This is a genomic window from Citrobacter sp. R4, from assembly GCF_026719175.1.
GTDB lineage: Bacteria > Pseudomonadota > Gammaproteobacteria > Enterobacterales > Enterobacteriaceae > Citrobacter_A > Citrobacter_A sedlakii.
The window spans coordinates 262,063-284,777 of sequence record NZ_JAPPSU010000001.1; the positions used below are offsets into that span (position 1 = coordinate 262,063).

18 protein-coding genes and 1 riboswitch are annotated in these 22,715 nt (G+C 58.1%); of the genes, 14 read left to right on the forward strand and 4 right to left on the reverse strand.

Features of this window, described 5'->3' with window-relative positions; genetic code table 11:
* Window positions 1-27 precede the first annotated feature (27 nt).
* A complete protein-coding gene (locus OOJ60_RS01260) occupies window positions 28-1,461 on the forward strand; it encodes an anion permease (RefSeq protein ID WP_042285185.1) in 1,434 nt (477 codons plus the stop codon).
* Window positions 1,462-1,487: 26 nt separating this feature from the next.
* On the forward strand, window positions 1,488-3,752 hold the full coding sequence (locus tag OOJ60_RS01265; protein ID WP_205611786.1) for a hydratase: 2,265 nt from the start codon (window positions 1,488-1,490) through the stop codon (window positions 3,750-3,752).
* An 87-nt stretch (window positions 3,753-3,839) separates the two neighbouring features.
* Here the strand turns inward: OOJ60_RS01265 and OOJ60_RS01270 are convergent, their stop codons facing one another.
* Window positions 3,840-5,123: a putative acyl-CoA thioester hydrolase gene (locus tag OOJ60_RS01270; protein WP_205611787.1), complete on the reverse strand. Its 1,284-nt coding sequence runs from the start codon at window positions 5,121-5,123 to the stop codon at window positions 3,840-3,842.
* A 222-nt stretch (window positions 5,124-5,345) separates the two neighbouring features.
* On the opposite strand from OOJ60_RS01270, the gene hutI reads away from it, so the two are divergent.
* The 5 genes from hutI to hutH all read left to right on the forward strand — a co-directional run bounded on the left by hutI (window position 5,346) and on the right by hutH (window position 11,663).
* Window positions 5,346-6,569, forward strand: coding sequence for an imidazolonepropionase (gene hutI, locus OOJ60_RS01275; protein ID WP_205611788.1), 1,224 nt, complete (start codon window positions 5,346-5,348; stop codon window positions 6,567-6,569).
* The gene (hutG, locus tag OOJ60_RS01280; protein ID WP_060569932.1) at window positions 6,566-7,507 is read left to right on the forward strand and encodes a formimidoylglutamase; all 942 of its coding nucleotides are present in this window, start codon (window positions 6,566-6,568) and stop codon (window positions 7,505-7,507) included. The genes hutI and hutG overlap by 4 nt, the downstream gene beginning before the upstream one ends.
* A gap of 54 nt (window positions 7,508-7,561) precedes the next feature.
* Window positions 7,562-8,287, forward strand: coding sequence for a histidine utilization repressor (locus OOJ60_RS01285; RefSeq protein WP_181821739.1), 726 nt, complete (start codon window positions 7,562-7,564; stop codon window positions 8,285-8,287).
* Between the two features lie 168 nt (window positions 8,288-8,455).
* Window positions 8,456-10,141: a urocanate hydratase gene (gene hutU / locus OOJ60_RS01290; RefSeq protein WP_205611789.1), complete on the forward strand. Its 1,686-nt coding sequence runs from the start codon at window positions 8,456-8,458 to the stop codon at window positions 10,139-10,141.
* 1 nt (window position 10,142) lies between these two features.
* Window positions 10,143-11,663: a histidine ammonia-lyase gene (gene hutH, locus OOJ60_RS01295; RefSeq protein ID WP_205611790.1), complete on the forward strand. Its 1,521-nt coding sequence runs from the start codon at window positions 10,143-10,145 to the stop codon at window positions 11,661-11,663.
* Between the two features lie 45 nt (window positions 11,664-11,708).
* On the opposite strand, the gene OOJ60_RS01300 is transcribed toward hutH, so the two are convergent.
* Together OOJ60_RS01300 and bioA are read right to left on the reverse strand one after the other, a co-directional pair.
* On the reverse strand, window positions 11,709-12,185 hold the full coding sequence (locus OOJ60_RS01300) for a kinase inhibitor (RefSeq protein WP_060569929.1): 477 nt from the start codon (window positions 12,183-12,185) through the stop codon (window positions 11,709-11,711).
* 56 nt (window positions 12,186-12,241) lie between these two features.
* A complete protein-coding gene (gene bioA / locus OOJ60_RS01305) occupies window positions 12,242-13,531 on the reverse strand; it encodes an adenosylmethionine--8-amino-7-oxononanoate transaminase (RefSeq protein WP_181821736.1) in 1,290 nt (429 codons plus the stop codon).
* A gap of 76 nt (window positions 13,532-13,607) precedes the next feature.
* Here bioA and bioB point away from each other — a divergent pair, with 76 nt between their 5' ends.
* The 5 genes from bioB (at window position 13,608) to uvrB (ending at window position 19,805) form a co-directional block, all read left to right on the forward strand.
* Window positions 13,608-14,648 (forward strand): biotin synthase BioB, encoded by a 1,041-nt coding sequence (gene bioB / locus OOJ60_RS01310; RefSeq protein WP_042285153.1) that lies wholly within the window; start codon window positions 13,608-13,610, stop codon window positions 14,646-14,648.
* Window positions 14,645-15,802 (forward strand): 8-amino-7-oxononanoate synthase, encoded by a 1,158-nt coding sequence (bioF, locus tag OOJ60_RS01315; RefSeq protein WP_181821735.1) that lies wholly within the window; start codon window positions 14,645-14,647, stop codon window positions 15,800-15,802. Before bioB ends, bioF begins: the two co-directional genes overlap by 4 nt.
* Window positions 15,786-16,541, forward strand: coding sequence for a malonyl-ACP O-methyltransferase BioC (gene bioC, locus OOJ60_RS01320; RefSeq protein ID WP_181821734.1), 756 nt, complete (start codon window positions 15,786-15,788; stop codon window positions 16,539-16,541). Before bioF ends, bioC begins: the two co-directional genes overlap by 17 nt.
* Window positions 16,534-17,220 carry a dethiobiotin synthase gene (gene bioD / locus OOJ60_RS01325; RefSeq protein ID WP_181821732.1) on the forward strand — a complete coding sequence of 229 codons (687 nt, stop codon included), beginning with the start codon at window positions 16,534-16,536 and terminating at the stop codon, window positions 17,218-17,220. Before bioC ends, bioD begins: the two co-directional genes overlap by 8 nt.
* 563 nt (window positions 17,221-17,783) lie before the next feature.
* Window positions 17,784-19,805 (forward strand): excinuclease ABC subunit UvrB, encoded by a 2,022-nt coding sequence (uvrB, locus tag OOJ60_RS01330; protein WP_181821730.1) that lies wholly within the window; start codon window positions 17,784-17,786, stop codon window positions 19,803-19,805.
* 74 nt (window positions 19,806-19,879) lie between these two features.
* Here uvrB and yvcK read toward each other — a convergent pair whose 3' ends face one another.
* On the reverse strand, window positions 19,880-20,788 hold the full coding sequence (gene yvcK, locus OOJ60_RS01335; RefSeq protein WP_181821728.1) for a uridine diphosphate-N-acetylglucosamine-binding protein YvcK: 909 nt from the start codon (window positions 20,786-20,788) through the stop codon (window positions 19,880-19,882).
* Between the two features lie 267 nt (window positions 20,789-21,055).
* Window positions 21,056-21,205, forward strand: a riboswitch (molybdenum cofactor riboswitch).
* Here yvcK and moaA point away from each other — a divergent pair.
* Together moaA and moaB are read left to right on the forward strand one after the other, a co-directional pair.
* On the forward strand, window positions 21,193-22,182 hold the full coding sequence (moaA, locus tag OOJ60_RS01340) for a GTP 3',8-cyclase MoaA (RefSeq protein WP_042285138.1): 990 nt from the start codon (window positions 21,193-21,195) through the stop codon (window positions 22,180-22,182). It overlaps the preceding riboswitch by 13 nt.
* Window positions 22,183-22,201: 19 nt before the next feature.
* Window positions 22,202-22,714 (forward strand): molybdenum cofactor biosynthesis protein B, encoded by a 513-nt coding sequence (gene moaB, locus OOJ60_RS01345; RefSeq protein WP_205611791.1) that lies wholly within the window; start codon window positions 22,202-22,204, stop codon window positions 22,712-22,714.
* Window position 22,715 lies beyond the last annotated feature (1 nt).

Genomic DNA, 22,715 nt, shown 5'->3' on the forward strand with positions numbered 1-22,715 from the left:
TCTGCACAGATCCATCAGGACATAAAAATGAATGTGAAATCATTATGGAAGCTAATAACGATATTAGCGATCCCTTGCGTGATAGGTTTACTGCCTGCGCCTGCCGGTTTAAGCGAGCTGGCCTGGGTGCTGTTTGGCATTTATCTGGCGGCGATCGTCGGGCTGGTCATTAAACCTTTCCCGGAGCCGGTCGTGTTATTGATGGCCGTTGCGGCATCAATGGTGGTGGTCGGCAATTTAGGCGCCGGTCAGTTTAAGACCAGCAGCGTGCTGAGCGGTTATGCCTCCGGCACGACGTGGCTGGTGTTCTCCGCCTTTACCCTGAGCGCCGCTTTTGTCACTACCGGGCTGGGTAAACGCATCGCCTACATCCTGATCGGTAAAATCGGCAACACCACGCTGGGATTGGGTTACGTCACCGTTTTTCTCGACCTGGTGCTCGCCCCGGCGACCCCGTCAAATACGGCGCGGGCAGGGGGGATTGTCCTGCCCATTATCAACAGCGTGGCGGTGGCGCTGGGATCGGAACCTGATAAAAGTCCGCGTCGCGTCGGGCATTACCTGATGATGACGGTGTATATGGTGACCAAGACCACCAGCTATATGTTTTTTACCGCGATGGCGGGAAATATTCTGGCGCTAAAAATGATCAACGACATCTGTCATCTGCAGATCAGCTGGGGCGGATGGGCGCTGGCAGCCTTGCTGCCAGGAATGGTGATGCTGCTGTTAGCGCCGCTGGTAATCTATTTCATGTACCCGCCGGAAATTAAGAAAGTAGATAATAAAACCATCGCCCGGGCGGGACTGGAGAATTTAGGGCCGATGAAAGTGCGCGAAAAAATGCTGCTGAGCATTTTCGTACTTGCCCTGCTGGGATGGATCTTCAGTAAAAGTCTCGGTATTGATGAATCCACAGTCGCTATCGTGGTAATGGGGGCGATGCTTCTGCTGGGCGTGGTGAGCTGGGACGACGTGGTCAAAAATAAAGGCGGCTGGAATACCTTAATCTGGTACGGCGGCATTATTGGTCTGAGTTCTTTATTATCGAAAGTGAAATTTTTTGACTGGCTGGCCGAGCTGTTCAAAAATAATATTTCCTTTGATAACCATAGCAATATCGCATTTTTTATCATTCTGTTTCTCAGCATTATCGTGCGTTATTTCTTTGCCTCCGGCAGCGCCTATATTGTGGCGATGATGCCGGTCTTCGCAATGCTGGCAAACGTCTCTGGCGCGCCATTAATGTTAACCGCGCTGGCGCTGCTTTTTTCCAACTCCTACGGCGGCATGGTAACCCATTACGGCGGCGCTGCCGGCCCGGTTATTTTCGGCGTGGGATATAACGACATTAAATCGTGGTGGCTGGTCGGCGCCATGCTGACATTCATCACTTTCCTGGTTCATATCACGCTGGGCGTCTGGTGGTGGAACCTGCTTATCGGCTGGAACATGCTGTAATCACTCATAGCGGTACGGAGTTTGTAATGATTAAGTTATATGAGAAAGGGATCTATCTCAGCGACAATAACGAGATAATTGCTGAAGAACACTATTCCGGCGCAGTCAGTAAAGACGATGCTAAAAAAGGCACTATCGCCTGGTCGATCCTGGCGGCGCATAATACCTCCGGCGACATGCGCAAACTGAAAATTAAATTTGATGCGCTCACCTCTCATGATATTACCTTTGTCGGCATTATTCAGACGGCAAAAGCCTCCGGTATGGAGCGGTTTCCACTGCCCTATGTCCTGACCAACTGCCATAACTCACTGTGCGCCGTCGGGGGGACGATAAACGGCGACGATCACCTGTTTGGTCTGTCGGCGGCGCAGCGTTATGGCGGTATTTTTGTGCCGCCGCACATCGCGGTCATCCATCAGTACATGCGCGAAATGATGGCCGGCGGCGGGAAGATGATCCTCGGTTCAGACAGCCATACCCGCTATGGCGCGCTGGGGACGATGGCCATTGGTGAAGGGGGCGGCGAACTGGTTAAGCAGTTGCTGAATGACACCTGGGACTGCGATTATCCGGGCGTGGTGGCGGTCTGGCTGACCGGAAAACCGGCGCCGGGCGTCGGCCCGCAGGACGTGGCGCTGGCGATTATTGGCGCGGTGTTCAAAAACGGCTACGTTAAAAATAAAGTGATGGAGTTTGTCGGGCCGGGCATCCGCAACCTCTCCACGGATTTCCGTAACAGCGTCGACGTCATGACCACGGAAACGACCTGTCTCAGCTCCGTCTGGCAGACCGATGAAGAAATTCAGCAATGGCTGGCCCTGCACGGACGCGAAGAGGCCTATCGCCCGCTGGCGCCGCAGCCGCTTGCCTATTACGACGGCTGCATCTCAGTGGATCTGAGCGCTATCAGGCCAATGATCGCCTTGCCTTTCCATCCGAGCAATGTCTATGAAATAGCAACGTTGCAGGAAAACTTAAGCGATATTCTGCACCAGGTTGAAGTTGACGCGCAGCGCATTGCGCAAGGGAAGGCCGGACTTTCGCTGCTCGACAAAGTCGATAACGGTCGTCTGAAGGTGCAGCAGGGGATCATTGCCGGCTGTTCCGGCGGCAACTATGAGAATGTGGTGGCCGCCGCCAACGCGCTGCGCGGACATTCATGCGGGGACAACGCCTTCTCGCTGTCCGTTTATCCCTCCTCACAGCCAGTATTTATGGCGCTGGCGAAGCAGGGGATGGTCAGCGATCTGATGGGCGCAGGCGCGATTATCCGCACCGCCTTCTGCGGCCCCTGTTTTGGTGCGGGCGATACGCCGGTGAATAACGGACTTAGCATTCGTCATACCACGCGTAACTTCCCCAACCGCGAGGGATCGAAACCGGGCAACGGTCAGATGTCCGCCGTCGCGCTGATGGACGCGCGTTCCGTGGCCGCCACTGCGGCGAACGGCGGCGTGCTTACCGCCGCAACGGAGCTGGACTGCTGGGATAACGTACCGGCCTACCGCTTCGATCCTGCGCCCTACCAGAATCGCGTCTATCAGGGCTTTGTGAAAGGCGCCACCGCACAGCCACTGATCTACGGGCCGAATATCAAAGACTGGCCGGAAATGGGTGCGCTGACTGATAATATTCTGCTGAAGGTGTGCGCGAAAATCCTCGACGACGTCACCACCACCGATGAGCTTATTCCGTCCGGCGAAACCTCTTCTTATCGTTCAAATCCGGTGGGACTGGCGGAATTTACCCTGTCGCGCCGCGACCCGGAATATGTGGGCAGAAGCAAAACGGTCGCCGCGCTGGAGAAACGGCGGCGGGCGGGAGAGACGGACGAACTGGCTTCGGTATTTGCGGGTATACGGCAAATCGCCGGTCAGGAGCGGGTGGTTGCGGCTGAAACCGGTATTGGCAGCGTAATTTATGCCGTGAAGCCCGGCGATGGCTCTGCGCGCGAGCAGGCGGCAAGCTGTCAGCGCGTGATTGGCGGGCTGGCGAATATTGCGCAGGAATATGCCACCAAACGCTACCGCTCAAATATGATTAACTGGGGAATGCTGCCGCTGCAAATGGCGGAAGCGCCGTCGTTTGAAGTGGACGACTATATTTATATCCCCGGCATACGCGCGGCGCTGGAGCGCTGCGGCGAAAAAATGACGGCATGGGTAATTCGTGATGGCGCGCCGGTGGGCGAAATCAGTCTGTATATGGAAAGTCTCACCGCCGAGGAGCGTGAAATCATTAAAGCGGGCAGCCTGATTAATTTCAACCGGGCGCGTCTGACGCCATGATGTGAAAACGGGTCGTCACGGTGAGGTGACGACCCGCAGGTCTGCTATGCGTAGCCTCATCAGGCCGGTATTATCCGGCCTGCGTTTTTACTGCTTCGGCTCTGCCACCACTTTACTGCCCACGCCGCGGTTATTGTATTCCCACATGCGGTTAAAGTTGGTGTCGTTCAGATTACGCTGAATCTCGCCTTTATCATCCCGCGCCCCGGTGTTACCGGCGAACGGACGTTTAGAGATCACCGCGTCAGCCCACGGCGTCGCGCGATTAAAGCCTTCGTTGATCACGCTGTCGCGGATCACCACCTGACCATTGGTATTGCTGTCGACATCCAGCGAACGGCCTAACTGCGCCACGCCGTCACCGGCGGCGGTAAAGCGGCTGTTGGTCGCAAGGAAGCCGTAATAGATGTTAGATAAGGTTGCCGGTGCGAAGACATATGCTTCCTGCTGGGTACGAGAGTTGACCACGCGGAAATCGGTGTTATCAAACACCACCGCGCCACGCCCGGAAACGATATCCACGTCGCCTTCGATATAGCTATTGGTCACCAGCGTACGTGGTTGACGGTCATTGACCAGGCGGTTTTGTACGCCGCTGTTGGTGACAAAGAATGTGTTCTGGCGACCCAGAATATTCACATTGTTGATCTGCACTTTGTCGCCATCGCTGCGAAGCGCCACGGCAGGGTGATTACCCGCGTCCACGCTGTCGCCGAGATTGTTCTCAACGGTCAGGTTCTGCAACTGCAGGCCGTTGTTCTGCGACCACAATACCGCGGAACACATCATGCCAATGGTCGCGCCGCGTTTGCTCTGGCAGTTATCGAACATATACCAGGCTGGTTTGCCGGGCATGTATTTGCCTCCCGGATTGACGACGCGGCGCCAGTCGGCAGTGCTCATCTCACCGTCAATCGCCGCGCCAATTTTGACGTCCAGCGGTTTCTCGCCGGTACCGTAAAGCGTCAGGCTGCCCGGCGCGGCAGGAATGTACACGGTGCCCTGGTAGTCGCCCGGCATAATCGCAATGTACTGACGCTTATTCGTACGGGTTGTGATCGCCGCATCGACCGCCGCCTGGATAGTGGTGTGCGTCACGCCCTGGGTTCCTGCCGGCCCCACCACAAAGTCAGGCTGCGCCGGCAGGGTAATTGCCGACGGCGTCCACGGCGCAGTGTTTGGCGTCAGCGACGAAAAATACGTTTTCGCGACAAAATTCTGCGCTTCACTGGCTGATAAAATCGGGCGCGAGGCGGTCCCCGGCGCGGTTTGATCGGAAGGGATTTGGTCTGGTGGCGTAGAGCTACAGGCGGTCAGCGTCACGCCAAAAGCCAGTGCCAGCGCCAGACGGGAAACTGATGATGTGTTCACGAGTTGCTCCGGGCTAATTAAGTGTCCATTGAAGCCTGCTTTTTTATACTAAGTTGAACGAAACGGGAAGGTGAAAAGGCAAAAAGTTGTTTTTTAACTCAGCATTAGCGGATTCTTCGCGTTTTGAAGTCACAATTAAGTAACATTTTTAATCCGGAAGATTGACTTCCCCGCGGCGATCTCAAATAAATGTCTATACAACCTAAGACAAGTGGAGAAAGCATGTCGCAACTGTTACCCGGGGATAAGGTCTGGCGAAATCTCCGCCTCGCTACGCTGGATCCGCACATCGACGCCCCGTATGGGATACTTGAACATCATGCGCTGATTATTCGCGGCGAAAAAATCCTGTCTGTTATTCCTGAAGCCGAACTGCCGACCCGCCATGCTAATACCGCCAACCTTGAGGGCCGACTGGTTACCCCCGGTCTGATTGACTGCCACACGCATCTGATTTTTGGCGGCAACCGCGCCAGTGAATGGGAGCAGCGGTTGAACGGCGTCTCGTATCAGCAGATCAGCGCTCAGGGCGGCGGCATTAACGCCACGGTGACAGCGACCCGGACGGCGACAGAAGATGTGCTTTACCGCGTCGCCAGAGACAGAATGCAGCGTTTAGCCCGTGAAGGGGTAACGCTACTGGAAATAAAATCCGGCTACGGACTGGATATCGCCAGCGAAGAAAAGATGCTGCGCGTGGCTGCCCGACTGGCGGCCGACGGAATGACGGAGATCAGCCCTACGCTGCTGGCGGCGCACGCCACCCCGCAGGAATTTCGCGACGATCCTGACGGCTATATCGACCTTGTCTGCGACGTCATTTTGCCGCAGCTATGGCAAAAAGGGCTGTTTGAAGCGGTCGATCTGTTTTGCGAAAGCGTTGGCTTTACGCTTGCGCAAAGCGAACGGGTGCTTCGCGCAGCGCAGGCGCTGGGTATACCGGTAAAAGGGCACGTGGAGCAGTTGTCTCTGCTCGGCGGCGCGCAGTTGCTCAGCCGCTATCGTGGACTGTCTGCCGATCATATTGAGTATCTGGACGAGGCGGGCGTGGCGGCGATGCACCGCAGCGGCACTGTCGGCGTGCTGCTGCCGGGGGCGTTTTATTTCCTGAAAGAGAAACAGACTCCTCCCGTTGGACTGCTTCGCCGCTACGGCGTGCCGATGGCGGTGGCGAGCGACTTTAATCCCGGCACCAGCCCGTTTATCAGCCTGCACCTGGCGATGAATATGGCCTGCGTGCAGTTTGGCCTGACGCCGGAAGAAGCCTGGGCGGGAGTTACGCGCCACGCCGCGCGCGCGCTGGGTCGCCAGTCGACGCACGGTCAGCTTACGGCTGGCTATAGGGCGGATTTCGCGATCTGGGATGCGGAACATCCGGTAGAGATCGTGTACGAACCGGGGCGCAACCCGCTGTTTCAACGCGTCTTTCGGGGGGATATCGTATGACGCAATGGCAACCTGTTTCCCCTGCGCTGTGGCAGGGACGTGATGATCGCGCGGAGGCGGCGAATGCGCTGCGTCTGTGTCAGACCATCGAAATAAGCCGGACGTTTTCGCCCGGGCATTATCGTGACCGGATTGCGCTGCTGGGCTTTGCCTGTGATGAAGGCGTTAAGCGTAACCACGGACGCCCCGGCGCCGCGGGCGCCCCGGACGCGCTGCGTAAAGCGCTGGCGAATCTCGCCTGCCACGCCGGACATGAGCGACTGGTGGATATGGGCAATATTCTGGCGCCAGGCGCGGATCTGGAAGGGGCGCAACAGGCGTTAAGGGATGCGGTACATCGCTGCCAGCAGGCGGGTGTGCGCACCTTTGTACTCGGTGGGGGGCATGAGACGGCGTTCGGGCATGGTGCGGGTATTTTTGATGCTTTTGCGGCTGAACGCATCGGAATTATCAATCTTGACGCTCATCTGGATCTGCGTTTCGCCGGACGCCCCAGTTCTGGTACGCCGTTTCGCCAACTGGCGCAACTGTGCGACCAGCAGCAGCGTGGGTTTCACTATGCCTGCTTTGGCGTCAGCCGGGCGGCAAATACCCAGGCGCTGTGGGATGAGGCGCAAACCCGCCGGGTGACGGTAGTTGAAGATCTCTATTGCGATGACGCGCAGGCGACGCTTGCGGCGTTTATCGGACGGGTCGATAAAATTTATCTCACCGTCGATCTCGACGTGCTTCCCGGCGCGGCGATGCCTGCGGTTTCAGCACCCGCCGCGCTGGGAGTACCGCTGTCGACCCTGCTGCGGCTGATTGAGCCGATTTGTCGCAGCGGCAAGCTTCAGGCGGTGGATATGGTTGAATTTAATCCGCGCTTTGATAATGATGGCAGCGCGGCGCGCGTTGCGGCGCGGCTTGGCTGGCAGATCGTTTACTGGTGGCAATAAGCCATTAGCGACGGCTTCCGTCAATCCTGGTTTGATGAAAAGGTAAATGTACGCATGAATGTCCTTCGACCCCGCGCGACACCCGCGCCGTATTATGAAACGGTAAAACGGGCGATCAGCGAGAAGATCGCCAGCGGCGTCTGGCAGCCGCACGATCGCATTCCGTCTGAAGCGGCGCTGGTGACGCAATACGGCTACAGCCGGATGACCATTAACCGCGCACTGCGCGAGCTGACCGACGAAGGACTGTTGGTACGGTTACAAGGGGTTGGAACCTTTGTCGCCGAGCCAAAAGGCCAGTCGGCGCTGTTCGAGATTCGCAGTATCGCGGATGAAATCACTGCCCGCTCGCATCAGCACCGTTGCGACGTGCGGGTGCTGGAAAGAAGCCCCGCGAATGCCCTACAGGCGGCCGCGCTGAAGATCAACGAAGGCAGCGATATTTTTCATTCCGTGATGGTGCACTTCGAAAATGAATTGCCGGTACAAATTGAAGATCGCATCGTCAATGCACAGGTGGTGCCCGACTATCTGGCGCAGGATTACAGCCAGACCACGCCGCACGCTTATCTGTCGTTGATCGCCCCGCTCACGGAAGGGGAGCACATTGTGGAAGCGGTTCGTGCCAGCGCCGAAGAGTCTGCGTTATTAACCATCAACGAAACCGAACCCTGCCTGTTGATCCGCCGTACCACCTGGTCCGCCACGCAAATTGTCTCCCACGCGCGGCTGCTTTTCCCCGGTTCCCGTTACCGCTTGCAGGGCCATTTCTCTTCCTGACCCTGCGTCCTGGAAAGCGTGATTGCTGACGCAATATGATAAAAATGTATCTTTTCTGTTAAATTCAGCCTTGTTATGTCTTGTATAGACAAGTATATGTTTATGCCATAGCTGAATCATTCCCTACGTCGGTATCGTCAGGTCCGGCCCTTCAGGAGAGGCAGTGTTATGTCATATAGCAAATACCGTCAGCAGACGATCCGCGCGCCGCGGGGAACCACCTTAACGGCCAAAAGTTGGTTAAGCGAAGCGCCGCTGCGTATGTTAATGAACAACCTGGATCCGGATGTTGCCGAAAATCCCTATGAGCTGGTGGTCTACGGCGGCATTGGTCGGGTGGCCCGCAACTGGGACTGTTTTGACGCCATTGTTAAGGCGCTGACTGCGCTGGAGGACGATGAAACCCTGCTGGTGCAGTCCGGTAAGCCGGTCGGCGTATTTAAGACCCACCGCAACGCGCCGCGCGTGCTGATCGCCAATTCCAATCTGGTTCCTCACTGGGCCACCTGGGAACATTTTAACGAACTGGATGCGAAAGGGCTGGCGATGTACGGCCAGATGACCGCCGGGAGCTGGATCTACATAGGCAGTCAGGGAATTGTGCAGGGCACGTATGAAACGTTTGTCGAAGCGGGGCGCCAACATTATCACGGCGAGTTGCGCGGACGCTGGGTGCTGACGGCGGGACTCGGCGGCATGGGCGGCGCGCAGCCGTTAGCGGCGACCCTGGCGGGGGCCTGTTCCCTGAACATTGAATGCCAGCAGAGTCGTATCGATTTTCGCCTGCGCACCCGCTATGTTGATGAGCAGGCGACCTCGCTGGACGACGCGCTGGCGCGCATCGAAAACTACACCCGTGAAGGCCGCGCGGTGTCTGTCGCCCTGTGCGCTAACGCCGCGGACGTGCTGCCCGAGCTGGTAAAACGCGGCGTGCGTCCGGATCTGGTGACTGACCAGACCAGCGCTCACGATCCGCTGCACGGCTATCTGCCTTCCGGCTGGGACTGGCAGACATACCAGCAGAAGGCGGTTTCCGATCCGCAGGGAACCGTCGAAGCCGCAAAGCGCTCTATGGCGAAGCACGTGCAGGCCATGCTGGCATTTCACAGGATGGGGGTGCCCACGTTTGATTACGGCAACAATATTCGTCAGATGGCGAAAGAGATGGGCGTGGACAACGCCTTTGATTTCCCCGGTTTTGTACCCGCCTATATTCGTCCGCTGTTCTGCCGCGGCATCGGCCCGTTCCGTTGGGTGGCGCTCTCCGGCGATCCTGAGGATATTTATAAAACCGACGCCAAAGTGAAAGAGATCGTCGCGGACGATGCGCACCTGCATCGCTGGCTGGACATGGCCCGCGAGCGGATCCGCTTTCAGGGGCTTCCGGCGCGCATCTGTTGGGTCGGGCTGTCGTTACGTCAAAAGATCGGACTGGCGTTTAACGACATGGTGCGTCGCGGCGAACTTTCCGCGCCGATTGTCATTGGTCGCGACCACCTGGACTCCGGCTCCGTTGCCAGTCCGAACCGTGAAACGGAAGCGATGCGCGACGGCTCCGACGCGGTGTCCGACTGGCCGCTGCTTAACGCGTTACTCAATACCGCCAGTGGCGCGACCTGGGTGTCGCTGCATCACGGCGGCGGCGTCGGCATGGGCTTCTCGCAGCATGCCGGGATGGTGATTGTGTGCGACGGCAGCGATGACGCCGCGGAGCGAATCGCCCGCGTGCTGCACAACGATCCAGCGACCGGCGTGATGCGCCATGCCGACGCGGGTTATGAGATCGCCATTGAGTGCGCCGCTGAACACCAGCTTAATCTGCCGATGGTTGCGGCAACCCAGGAGAAACGCTGATATGAACACCTTGACCTTAACGCCGGGGCAGCTCACTTTTTCGCAGCTTTGTGATGTCTGGCGGCAGCCGGTCAGGCTGACGCTTGATGCCAGCGCCATCGACGGCATTCATGCCAGCGTCGCCTGCGTGAACACGATTGTGGCGGAGGGGCGCACGGCCTACGGCATTAATACCGGCTTTGGCCTGCTGGCCCAGACGCGGATCGCCGATCACGATCTGCAAAATCTTCAGCGCGCGCTGGTGCTGTCACATGCCGCAGGGGTTGGCGAAGCGCTGGATGATGCGATGGTGCGCCTGATCATGGTGCTGAAGATCAACAGCCTGGCGCGCGGGTTTTCCGGTATCCGTCTGTGCGTGATCGAGGCGCTGATCGCGCTGGTAAACGCCGAGGTCTATCCGCTGATCCCGGCGAAAGGCTCGGTAGGCGCATCGGGGGATTTAGCGCCGCTGGCGCACCTGTCGCTTACTCTGCTCGGCGAGGGAAAAGCGCGCGTTCAGGGGGAATGGCTACCGGCCAAAGAGGCGCTGAAAAAAGCCGGGCTGGCGCCGCTGACCCTGGCGGCGAAAGAGGGATTAGCGCTGCTCAATGGCACTCAGGCGTCAACGGCGTTCGCGCTGCGCGGCCTGTTTGAAGCCCAGGAACTGTTTGCCTCCGCCGTGGTTTGCGGCGCATTAACCACTGAAGCGGTGCTGGGATCGCGCCGTCCGTTTGACGCGCGGATCCATGCCGCACGGGGGCAGCCTGGACAAATTGACGCGGCGGCGCTGTACCGTCATGTGCTAACGGAAACCAGCGCGCTGTCGCAGTCGCACCATAACTGCGACAAAGTGCAGGATCCGTATTCACTGCGTTGTCAGCCGCAGGTGATGGGCGCGTGTCTGACCCAGATGCGTCAGGTGAGAGAGGTTTTGCTGATCGAAGCCAACGCGGTGTCCGATAACCCGCTGGTTTTTGCGCAGGAGGGTGATGTCATCTCCGGCGGTAATTTTCACGCCGAACCGGTGGCGATGGCGGCAGACAACCTGGCGCTGGCGATTGCCGAAATCGGCGCGCTCGCTGAGCGTCGAATTGCGTTGATGATGGATAAACACATGTCGCAACTGCCGCCGTTCCTGGTAAAAAATGGCGGCGTGAACTCCGGCTTTATGATTGCCCAGGTGACGGCGGCGGCGCTGGCCAGCGAGAACAAAGCGCTGGCGCATCCGCACAGCGTTGACAGTCTGCCAACCTCAGCGAATCAGGAAGATCATGTGTCGATGGCACCGGCGGCAGGGCGCAGGCTGTGGGAGATGGCGGCCAATACCCGCGGCGTGTTGGCGGTCGAGTGGCTGGCGGCCTGTCAGGGGATCGATCTGCGCGACGGACTGACGTCCAGTCCGCTGCTTGAGCAGGCGCGCGCAACGTTACGCGAGCAGGTTGCCCACTATACCGACGACCGTTTCTTTGCCCCGGACATAGAATGCGCGACCGAACTGCTGGCGCAGGGAGCGCTGCTGCGTTTAGTGCCGGACTTTCTGTAAGGAGTACCGGATGGCGGCACGTTAGCGTCGCCATCCGTTATCAGGTTAACTGAACATGGCGGTGATCGACGCGCTGGCGAGCGCGTGGAAATGGACGTTAAAGCCGACCATCGCGCCGCTGGCCTCTTCATCGACCTCGATACGATCCACGTCCAGCGCATGAACTGTAAAGATATAGCGGTGCGTTTCGCCTTTCGGCGGCGCCGCGCCGCCGTAGCCCGCTTTACCGAAATCGGTGCGGGTCTGCACCACGCCGTCCGGTAGCGCCACCAGACCGGAGCCGAAACCCTGGGTCAGAACGCGGGTGTCGGCGGGTAAATTCGCTACGCCCCAGTGCCACCAGCCGGAGCCGGTGGGCGCATCGGGGTCGAAACAGGTTACGACAAAACTTTTCGTTCCTGCCGGAACGTCATCCCAGGCCAGATGCGGCGAAATATTATCGCCGTCGTAACCCATGCCGTTAAAAACGTGACGCAGCGGAAGCTTATCGCCGTCGCGGAAATCGTTACTGATGAGTTTCATGCTGATTCCTCCCTTAACCAAAAAGTTTAGCCAGAAACGTTTTAGTTTACCGCCAATTAAACGCGAAAAAATGTTTCTTCGCGCACAGCTTCGTTAACCGCCTGCGTCAGACAACGCAGTTGCTCCGGCTGGATAATGTACGGCGGCATCAGGTAGATGAGTTTGCCGAACGGACGCACCCAGACGCCCCGCTGGACAAAGAATTTTTGCAGCGCCGCCATATTGACCGGATGAGTGGTTTCCACCACGCCGATCGCGCCGAGCACGCGTACGTCCGCGACCCATGGTGAATCTGCCGCCGCGGCCAGTTCGGCACGCAGTTGCGCTTCAATGGCCGCCACCTGCTGCTGCCAGTCGCCGGATGCCAGCAACGTCAGGCTGGCGTTTGCCGCCGCGCAGGCCAGCGGGTTAGCCATAAATGTCGGGCCATGCATAAAACACCCGGCGTCGCCGTTGCTGATAGTGTCGGCTATCTGGCGGGTGGCGAGGGTGGCGGAAAGGGTCATCGTGCCGCCGGTGAGCGCTTTACCCAGACAGAGAATATCCGGCGATACCCCGGCGTGCTCGCAGGCAAACAGTTTGCCGGTGCGGCCAAAACCGGTGGCGATCTCGTCGGCGATCAGCAGGATGCCTTCGCGATCACACATCTTACGGATGCGCTGCAGCCACTGGGGATGGTACATGCGCATTCCGCCCGCGCCCTGGACGATGGGTTCGAGGATCACTGCGGCGATCTCATGCCGGTGTGCGGCCATCAGGCGGGCGAACGCCACCATATCGCGCTCATCCCATTCGCCGCCCATCCGGCTTTGCGGCGCCGGGGCAAACAGGTTTTCCGGCAGATAGCCCTTCCACAGGCTGTGCATGGAGTTGTCCGGATCGCAGACTGACATGGCGCCGAACGTGTCGCCGTGATAGCCGTTGCGAAACGTCAGGAAACGCTGTCGCGATTCGCCTTTTGCCTGCCAGTATTGCAGCGCCATTTTCATCGCCACTTCAACGGCCACGGAACCGGAATCCGCAAGGAAAACGCACGCCAGGGGCTCGGGCGTCATCGCCACCAGTTTACGGCACAGGTCGATGGCCGGTGCATGGGTAATGCCGCCAAACATCACGTGCGACATGGCGTCAATTTGCGTTTTCATCGCCGCGTTGAGTACGGGATGGTTGTAGCCGTGGATCGCCGCCCACCACGACGACATGCCGTCAATGAGGTGTTCGCCGCTGGTGAGGATCAGTTCGCAACCTTCCGCGCGCGCGACCGGATACACCGGTAGCGGAGAGGTCATGGAGGTATAAGGGTGCCAGATATGGCGCCGATCGAAAGCGAGATCGTCCGTTGTCATAATCGACTTGTAAACCAAATTAAAAACATTTAGGTTTACGAGTCTACACAGTTCTCACAACAAAACGTAGAAAATTATGACCAAACATTCTCGCTGGACGCTGTCGCAAGTCACCGAATTATTTGAAAAACCGCTGCTGGATCTGCTCTTTGAAGCCCAGCAAATCCACCGTCAGCATTTTGATCCTCGCCAGGTGCAGGTCAGTACATTGCTGTCGATTAAAACCGGCGCCTGCCCGGAGGATTGCAAATATTGCCCACAAAGCTCGCGCTATAAAACCGGGCTGGAAGCAGAGCGCCTGATGGAGGTCGAACAGGTGCTGGATTCGGCGCGCAAGGCGAAAAACGCCGGGTCCACCCGTTTCTGTATGGGGGCGGCGTGGAAGAACCCTCACGAGCGCGACATGCCGTATCTTGAGCAAATGGTGCAGGGGGTGAAGGCGATGGGGCTGGAAGCCTGTATGACCCTCGGCACCCTGAGCGAAGCGCAGGCGCAGCGGCTGGCGGCGGCGGGGCTGGATTACTACAACCACAACCTCGACACTTCGCCGGAGTTCTACGGCAATATCATCACCACCCGTTCTTATCAGGAGCGTCTGGATACGCTGGATAAAGTGCGCGATGCCGGGATCAAGGTCTGCTCCGGCGGGATTGTCGGGCTGGGCGAAACGGTAAACGATCGCGCCGGTTTGCTGCTGCAACTGGCGAATCTGCCGACTCCGCCGGAAAGCGTGCCGATCAACATGCTGGTGAAGGTCAAGGGGACGCCGCTGGCCGATAACGACGATGTGGACGCATTTGACTTCATCCGCACGATCGCGGTGGCGCGCATTATGATGCCCACCTCGTACGTGCGTCTCTCTGCCGGTCGCGAGCAGATGAACGAACAAACCCAGGCAATGTGCTTCATGGCGGGCGCGAACTCTATCTTTTACGGCTGCAAGCTGTTGACCACGCCGAACCCGGAAGAAGATAAAGACTTACAGCTGTTCCGTAAGCTCGGACTGAACCCGCAGCAAACCGCCGTGCTGGCAGGGGATAACGAGCAGCAGCAGCGGCTGGAGCAGGCGCTGATGACCCCGGATACCGACGCCTGGTACAACGCGGCAGCGGTATGAGCTGGCAGCAAAAAATCGACGATGCGCTAAACGCGCGTCGTTCAGCGGATGCCCTGCGTCGTCGTTACGCGGTTGAGCAGGGCGCGGGCCGCTGGCTGATGACCGGCGATCGCCGCTTTCTCAACTTTTCCAGCAACGACTATCTGGGCTTAAGCCACCATCCGCAGATTATTCACGCCTGGCAACAGGGGGCGGAACGCTTCGGCGTAGGCAGCGGCGGCTCCGGCCACGTCAGCGGTTATACCGTTGCGCATCAACACGTTGAAGAAGAGCTGGCGGACTGGTTGGGTTACCCGCGCGCGCTGCTGTTTATCTCAGGTTTTGCCGCTAATCAGGCGGTCATTGCCGCGTTGATGGCAAAGGACGATCGGATTGTCGCCGATCGCCTCAGCCATGCCTCGTTGCTGGAGGCGGCAAGCCTTAGTCCGGCGTCGCTTCGCCGTTTTACCCATAACGATACCCGGCATCTGACGCGACTGCTCGATGCCCCCTGTCCGGGGCAACAACTGGTGGTCACTGAAGGTGTATTCAGTATGGACGGCGACAGCGCGCCGCTGGCGGAGATCCAGCGTGCGGCAGCGCGGCGCAACGCCTGGCTGCTGGTGGACGATGCCCACGGCATTGGCGTCTGCGGCGAAGAAGGGCGCGGCAGCTGCTGGCGGCAGCAGGTGCGACCAGAACTGCTGGTCGTGACCTTTGGTAAAGGCTTTGGCGTCAGCGGCGCGGCGATATTGTGTTCAGCCCGCGTGGCGGATTATCTGCTGCAATTTGCCCGACACCTGATCTACAGCACCAGCATGCCGCCTGCTCAGGCGCAGGCGATCCGGGCCTCCCTTGCGGTGATCCGCAGCGAAGAAGGCGACGCGCGCCGGGCGAAACTGGCGGCGCTCATCGCACGCTTTCGTCGCGGCGTAGACCGCAGCCGTTACCGACTGGGGGAATCGCACAGCGCGATCCAGCCGCTGATCGTTGGCGATAACGCGCGGGCGCTGCATCTGGCGGAAACCCTGCGCAGCCGTGGCTGCTGGGCGACGGCAATCCGTCCGCCAACGGTGCCTGCGGGGACGGCGCGTTTGCGTCTGACTCTCACCCAGGCGCACGAGCGTGAAGACATTGACCGTCTGCTGGAGGTGCTAAATGACACAGGTGAATAAACAGGCCATCGCGGCGGCGTTTGGCCGTGCGGCGACGTGTTATGAACAACACGCCACGCTGCAACGGTTGAGCGCGGACGCGCTGCTGGCGCAGTTGCCGCAGCAAAGCTATGGGCAGGTGCTGGACGCCGGCTGTGGTCCTGGCCGGTTGAGCCGTTACTGGCGTGAGCAGGGCAGTCAGGTCACCGCGCTGGATTTGTCCTCACCCATGCTTGACGAGGCGCGGCGGCGTAATACGGCGCACCACTATCTTGCCGGAGATATCGAATCGCTGCCGTTGGCGAGCGCGACGTTCGATCTCGCCTGGAGTAATCTCGCCGTTCAGTGGTGCAACGATTTACACGGCGCGCTGAGCGAACTTTACCGGGTGGTGCGTCCCGGCGGCAGAGTGGCGTTCACAACGCTGGCGAAAGGGTCGCTGCCGGAGCTGCATCAGGCATGGCGGGCAGTCGATAACCAAACCCATGCTAATCGGTTCTTACCGCAGGCGGCGCTGCGCGATGCCCTGCGCGGCTGGCGTAGCGAAAGCCATCTGCACACGTTGACCCTGTGGTTTGACGATGCGCTGAGCGCGATGCGTTCGCTGAAGGGGATTGGGGCCACGCATCTGCACGAAGGACGTGAACCGCGCGTGCTCACCCGTGCGCAGCTGCAAAAAGTGCAGTTGGCCTGGCCTCAACAACAGGGAAAGTATCCGCTCACCTACCATCTTTTTGCAGGAGTTATTGAACGTGATTAAACGCTATTTTGTTACCGGTACTGATACCGAAGTCGGGAAAACCGTCGCCAGCAGCGCTTTGCTCCAGGCGGCAGGCAAAATGGGGCTGCGCACGGCCGGGTATAAGCCGGTTGCCTCCGGCAGCGAAATGACGCCGGAAGGGTTGCGCAACAGCGATGCGCTGGCGCTCCAGCGCAGCAGCAGCCTGCCGCTGGACTACGCGGCAGTGAATCCTTATACCTTCGCCGAGCCGACCTCGCCGCACATCATCAGCGCCGGAGAGGGCAGACCGATTCAAACCGATGTGATGTCAGCCGGGCTACGGGCGCTGGAAACCCGCGCGGAGTGGGTGCTGGTGGAAGGCGCGGGCGGCTGGTTCACGCCGCTGACAGAGGACGTTACGTTTGCCGACTGGGTGCAGGCGGAACAACTGCCGGTGATTTTAGTGGTCGGCGTGAAGCTGGGGTGTATTAACCATGCGATGCTCACCGCGCAGGCCATTCAGCAGGCCGGGCTGACGTTAGCCGGCTGGGTGGCGAATGACGTCCAGCCGCCGGGTAAACGCCACCGCGAGTATATGGCGACGCTGGCGCGGGTTATTCCCGCGCCTTTACTCGGGGAAATCCCCTGGCTTGGCGCTGAAGCGCGAACCGTCGCAACAGGACAATATCTGGATCTCACGCTTTTGACAGGAGAGTAAATGGCGATTTTGCGAGCAATATCGCCTGCGACAGGCCGTTTCGTTAGCTGATAAAAATCAAAATTTAGCGATAATTTTTTTTTATTGTCCTGAAATCCGTCAACGAGGGGAAATTGCCAGGCGGCAGACCGTGTGGGCTGGAAGCAGTTATCCACTATTCCTGTGGATAACCTTGTGTATTAGAGTTAGAAAACGCAGGGTAAGCGAGAGAATACGCGGCTTCCAGCCAAATTGATGCGAAAGACGGCTTTGTTAAATATTATTTACTTTTCAATTAGTTATATAAAGGCAATAGCTGTCGCAGAACTGTCATTGAATGCAATAAAACTTTCATGACACGACTTGACAATGTTAATGAAGTGATTGGTTTGGGGATAACCCCGCCGGTCAGAAGATTATCTTGTCAGCGGTGAAATTCTCGCCGCTGACGCTGTGTCTTTTCGGCGCGTAACACAAATTTTCTCCGTCGTTACTGTTTTTTCATCCAGTATATTTTACTGGCAATATTATGCGCTGCGAGTAAAATTACAAGCCTGCCCGCCCATTGCTTCAGGTAGCTGCCCATGAGTAAACCGTTCAAACTGAATTCCGCATTTAAACCGTCAGGCGACCAGCCAGAGGCGATACGACGCCTCGAAGAAGGGCTGGAGGATGGCCTGGCGCATCAGACGCTGCTTGGCGTAACGGGGTCAGGGAAAACGTTCACCATCGCCAATGTCATTGCCGATCTCCAGCGTCCGACCATGGTGCTCGCGCCGAACAAAACGCTGGCGGCGCAGCTGTACGGCGAAATGAAAGAATTCTTTCCGGAAAACGCGGTGGAATATTTCGTCTCTTACTATGACTACTATCAGCCTGAAGCCTATGTGCCCAGTTCCGACACCTTCATTGAGAAAGACGCGTCGGTAAACGAACACATTGAGCAGATGCGTTTGTCGGCAACCAAAGCCTTGCTCGAGCGTCGCGACGTGGTGGTGGTGGCCTCGGTGTCGGCGATCTACGGTCTGGGCGACCCGGATCTGTACCTGAAAATGATGCTGCACCTGACGGTGGGGATGCTGATCGACCAGCGCGCGATCCTGCGTCGTCTGGCCGAGCTACAGTACACCCGTAACGATCAGGCGTTCCAGCGCGGCACCTTCCGTGTACGTGGCGAGGTGATCGACATCTTCCCAGCGGAATCCGACGACATCGCGCTACGTGTGGAGCTGTTTGACGAAGAGGTGGAGCGGCTGTCGCTGTTTGATCCGCTCACCGGACAGGTGGAATCGACCATTCCCCGCTACACCATCTACCCGAAAACCCACTATGTCACGCCGCGCGAGCGTATTTTGCAGGCGATGGAAGAGATCAAAGACGAACTGGTTGATCGCCGCAAGATCCTGCTGGCGAACAACAAGCTGCTGGAAGAGCAGCGTCTCAGCCAGCGCACCCAGTTCGATCTTGAGATGATGAACGAGCTTGGCTACTGTTCGGGGATCGAAAACTATTCACGCTATCTTTCTGGACGCGGACCGGGCGAGCCGCCGCCGACGCTGTTCGATTATCTGCCCGCAGACGGCCTGCTGGTGGTGGATGAATCGCACGTCACCATTCCGCAGATTGGCGGCATGTACCGTGGCGACAGAGCGCGTAAAGAGACGCTGGTGGAGTATGGGTTCCGCTTGCCTTCCGCGCTGGATAACCGTCCGCTGAAGTTCGAAGAGTTTGAAGCGCTGGCCCCGCAGACTATCTATGTTTCCGCGACGCCGGGCAACTATGAGCTGGAGAAATCGGGCGGCGACGTGGTGGATCAGGTGGTTCGTCCGACCGGCCTGCTGGATCCGGTCATTGAGGTGCGTCCGGTGGCGACGCAGGTGGACGACCTGCTTTCAGAGATCCGCGCGCGGGCGTCTATCAATGAGCGCGTGCTGGTGACAACCTTAACCAAGCGGATGGCGGAAGATCTCACCGAATACCTGGAGGAACACGGTGAACGGGTGCGCTATCTGCACTCGGACATCGATACCGTCGAGCGTATGGAGATCATTCGCGACCTGCGCCTCGGCGAGTTTGACGTGCTGGTAGGGATCAACCTGTTGCGAGAGGGGCTCGACATGCCGGAAGTGTCGCTGGTGGCGATCCTTGACGCGGACAAAGAAGGGTTCCTGCGCTCTGAACGTTCGCTGATTCAGACCATTGGCCGCGCGGCGCGTAACGTTAACGGCAAAGCTATCCTGTACGGCGATAAGATCACCCCGTCGATGGCGAAGGCCATTAGCGAAACCGAGCGCCGCCGTGAGAAACAGCAGCAGTACAACGAGCAGCACGGCATTACCCCGCAGGGGCTGAACAAAAAAGTGGTCGATATTCTGGCGCTGGGTCAGAACATCGCGAAGACCAAAGCGAAGGGCAGGGGCAAGTCACGCTCCACGGCGAAGGCGGATATCGTCGGGATGGATATGTCGCCGAAGGCGCTGCAGCAGAAGATCCATGAGCTGGAGGGGCAGATGATGCAGCACGCGCAGAATCTGGAGTTCGAGGAAGCCGCGCAGATCCGCGACCAGCTCCATCAACTGCGTGAGCTGTTTATCGCCGCGTCATAATCCGGTATTCAGGCAAAGCGTCGCAGACCGGAAAAGCGAAGCGCTACGCCGGTCGCGATCGAGACATGCCCGATTTAACCCAGCGCCTGCACCGCTTTTTCCAGCGCGCAGTGCAGTAGCTGGCGGTCATGGCGATAGGGGATATCGCTGGCTTCCAGCTCCTCTTGAATCACTACTCTGTCGTTGATGGCGCTGACGTCAACGTTAGGACCGACGACCACGGCGTCAATCACTCGTTTACCGACATACTGCTCCATAATCGCCAGTTTATCGACCAGAGTCAGGCTGGCTGCCGGCAGACTCAGTTCACGCCCCAGATTGCCGATATAGACCATCGGCGCCTGGGTGCGGCGCAGCGCCTGCGCCAGGTCATCCAGCAGCAGGATCGGCATCAGGCTGGTGTAAAAACTGCCAGGGCCAATCAGGATCAAATCCGCTTCGTTAATTGCTTGCACCGCTTCACGCGTGGTGGGCACGTTGGGTGACAGCATCAGGTCCTGCGGCGGGGTGAGCAACTGGTCAATATTCACTTCGCCATACACCTCATGCCCCTGATCGTCGATCGCCATCAGATCGACCGGCAGTTCCGACATCGGGATTAAATGCGCGTCGACTTTAAGCAGGTTACGAATTAAATTGATCGCCTCCAGAGGCCGCACGCTCAGGTGATCGAGCGCCTTTAACATCAAATTTCCCAGGTTATGACCCGAAAGTTCGCCATTACCGCCAAAACGATACTCAAACATAGCCGACGCGACGCTGGGTTCGGTTATCAACTGGTTAAGGCAGTTGCGCATATCCCCCCAGGCGATACCGCCTTCCGAGCGGCGGATACGTCCGGTCGAGCCGCCGTTATCGGTGGTGGTGACAATGCCGGTGAGGCGTGAGCCCAGTGATGAAAGTGATGAGAGAACGCGTCCTAATCCATGCCCTCCGCCGAGAGCGACGACACGATCCAGGTCAGCCAGCGTACGATTGCGCATAAAATATCCTGAAGTCAGATTTACCTCGCTACAGTAGCGCACATCGCGGGTTTTCAGCAATTCACTCCCCACTGGAGAGAGAAATAAATTCTGCGCAGCTACCCCTTTAGTACGAGATGTCGGTTACTGCCTAATGATGTATATCAATGCAAAAAGCCCATTTTCGCTTATTCTGTAGCGAAATAGCACGATCATGACGCTATATATAAGTTTATATAACGTTAGGCGTAAATGGCAAAATGGTCGTTTACGCGCTAGTATCGGCTAATCATTAAAAAACACTCTAGCCTCTGCGCCTGGGTCAATGAAGACATTGATATGGCGTTTTGGCCGTGACAGCGTAAACGCGTTGCCACCAGGGTGCAGGAAGAAATGACTGCGCCTCCCGTACTGGAAAGGTGTCTATGGCCTCACAACTGACCGATGCTTTCGCGCGCACGTTTTATTACCTGCGTTTGTCGATTACCGATGTGTGTAACTTTCGTTGCACCTACTGTCTGCCGGATGGCTACAAGCCCGGCGGCGTCACCAATAACGGTTTTCTTTCTGTCGATGAAATTCGTCGGGTTACCCGCGCGTTTGCCAGTCTTGGCACTGAAAAAGTGCGCCTGACCGGCGGTGAACCTTCCCTGCGCCGCGATTTTACTGACATCATCGCTGCCGTGCGGGAGAACGACGCCATTCGCCAGATAGCCGTCACTACTAACGGCTATCGCCTGGCGCGTGATGCCGCAGCCTGGCGCGAGGCCGGGTTGACGGGTATTAATGTCAGCGTCGACAGCCTGGACGCCCGGCAGTTTCACGCCATTACCGGACAGGACAAATTCCGGCAGGTGATGGCGGGCATTGACGCCGCCTTTGAGGCGGGCTTTACAAAGGTCAAAGTCAATACCGTGCTGATGCGTGACGTGAATCATCATCAGCTCGATACCTTCCTGAACTGGATCCAGACGCGTCCTATCCAGCTACGCTTCATCGAACTGATGGAAACGGGCGAGGGCAGCGCGCTTTTCCGCAAACACCATATTTCCGGCCAGGTGCTGCGCGATGAACTGCTGCGTCGTGGTTGGATCCATCAGCTGCGCCAGCGCAGCGACGGCCCGGCGCAGGTTTTCTGCCACCCCGACTATGCGGGCGAAATCGGCCTTATCATGCCGTACGAGAAAGATTTCTGCGCCACCTGTAACCGACTGCGCGTCTCTTCGGTGGGTAAACTGCATCTGTGTTTGTTTGGCGACGGCGGCGTCAGCCTGCGCGATCTGCTGGTCGAAGACTCGCAGCAGCATGCGCTGGAAGAACGTATTTCTCTCGCGCTGCGTGAGAAAAAGCAGACCCATTTCCTGCATCAGAACAACACCGGTATTACGCAAAACTTATCGTACATTGGCGGTTGATCGCTAAAAGGAGTTTTCCATGAGTCAGGTAAGCGCTGAATTTATCCCGACCCGTATCGCTATTCTTACGGTGTCGAATCGTCGTGGTGAGGAGGAAGATACCTCCGGTCATTTTCTGCGTGACGCGGCACAGGAAGCGGGACATCAGGTGGTGGATAAAGCCATCGTCAAAGAGAACCGCTACGCCATCCGCGCCCAGGTGTCGGCGTGGATCGCCAGCGAAAACGTTCAGGTAGTGCTGGTCACTGGCGGGACAGGGCTCACCGACGGCGATCAGGCGCCGGAAGCCCTGCTGCCGTTGTTTGACCGCGAAGTTGAAGGCTTTGGCGAACTTTTCCGAATGCTGTCGTTTGAAGAGATTGGCACCGCGACGCTGCAGTCGCGCGCGGTGGCAGGTATGGCCAACCATACGCTGATTTTCGCCATGCCGGGTTCAACGAAAGCCTGCCGTACCGCCTGGGATAATATCATTGCTCCGCAGCTTGATGCGCGCACCCGTCCGTGTAACTTCCACCCTCATCTGAAGAAATAAG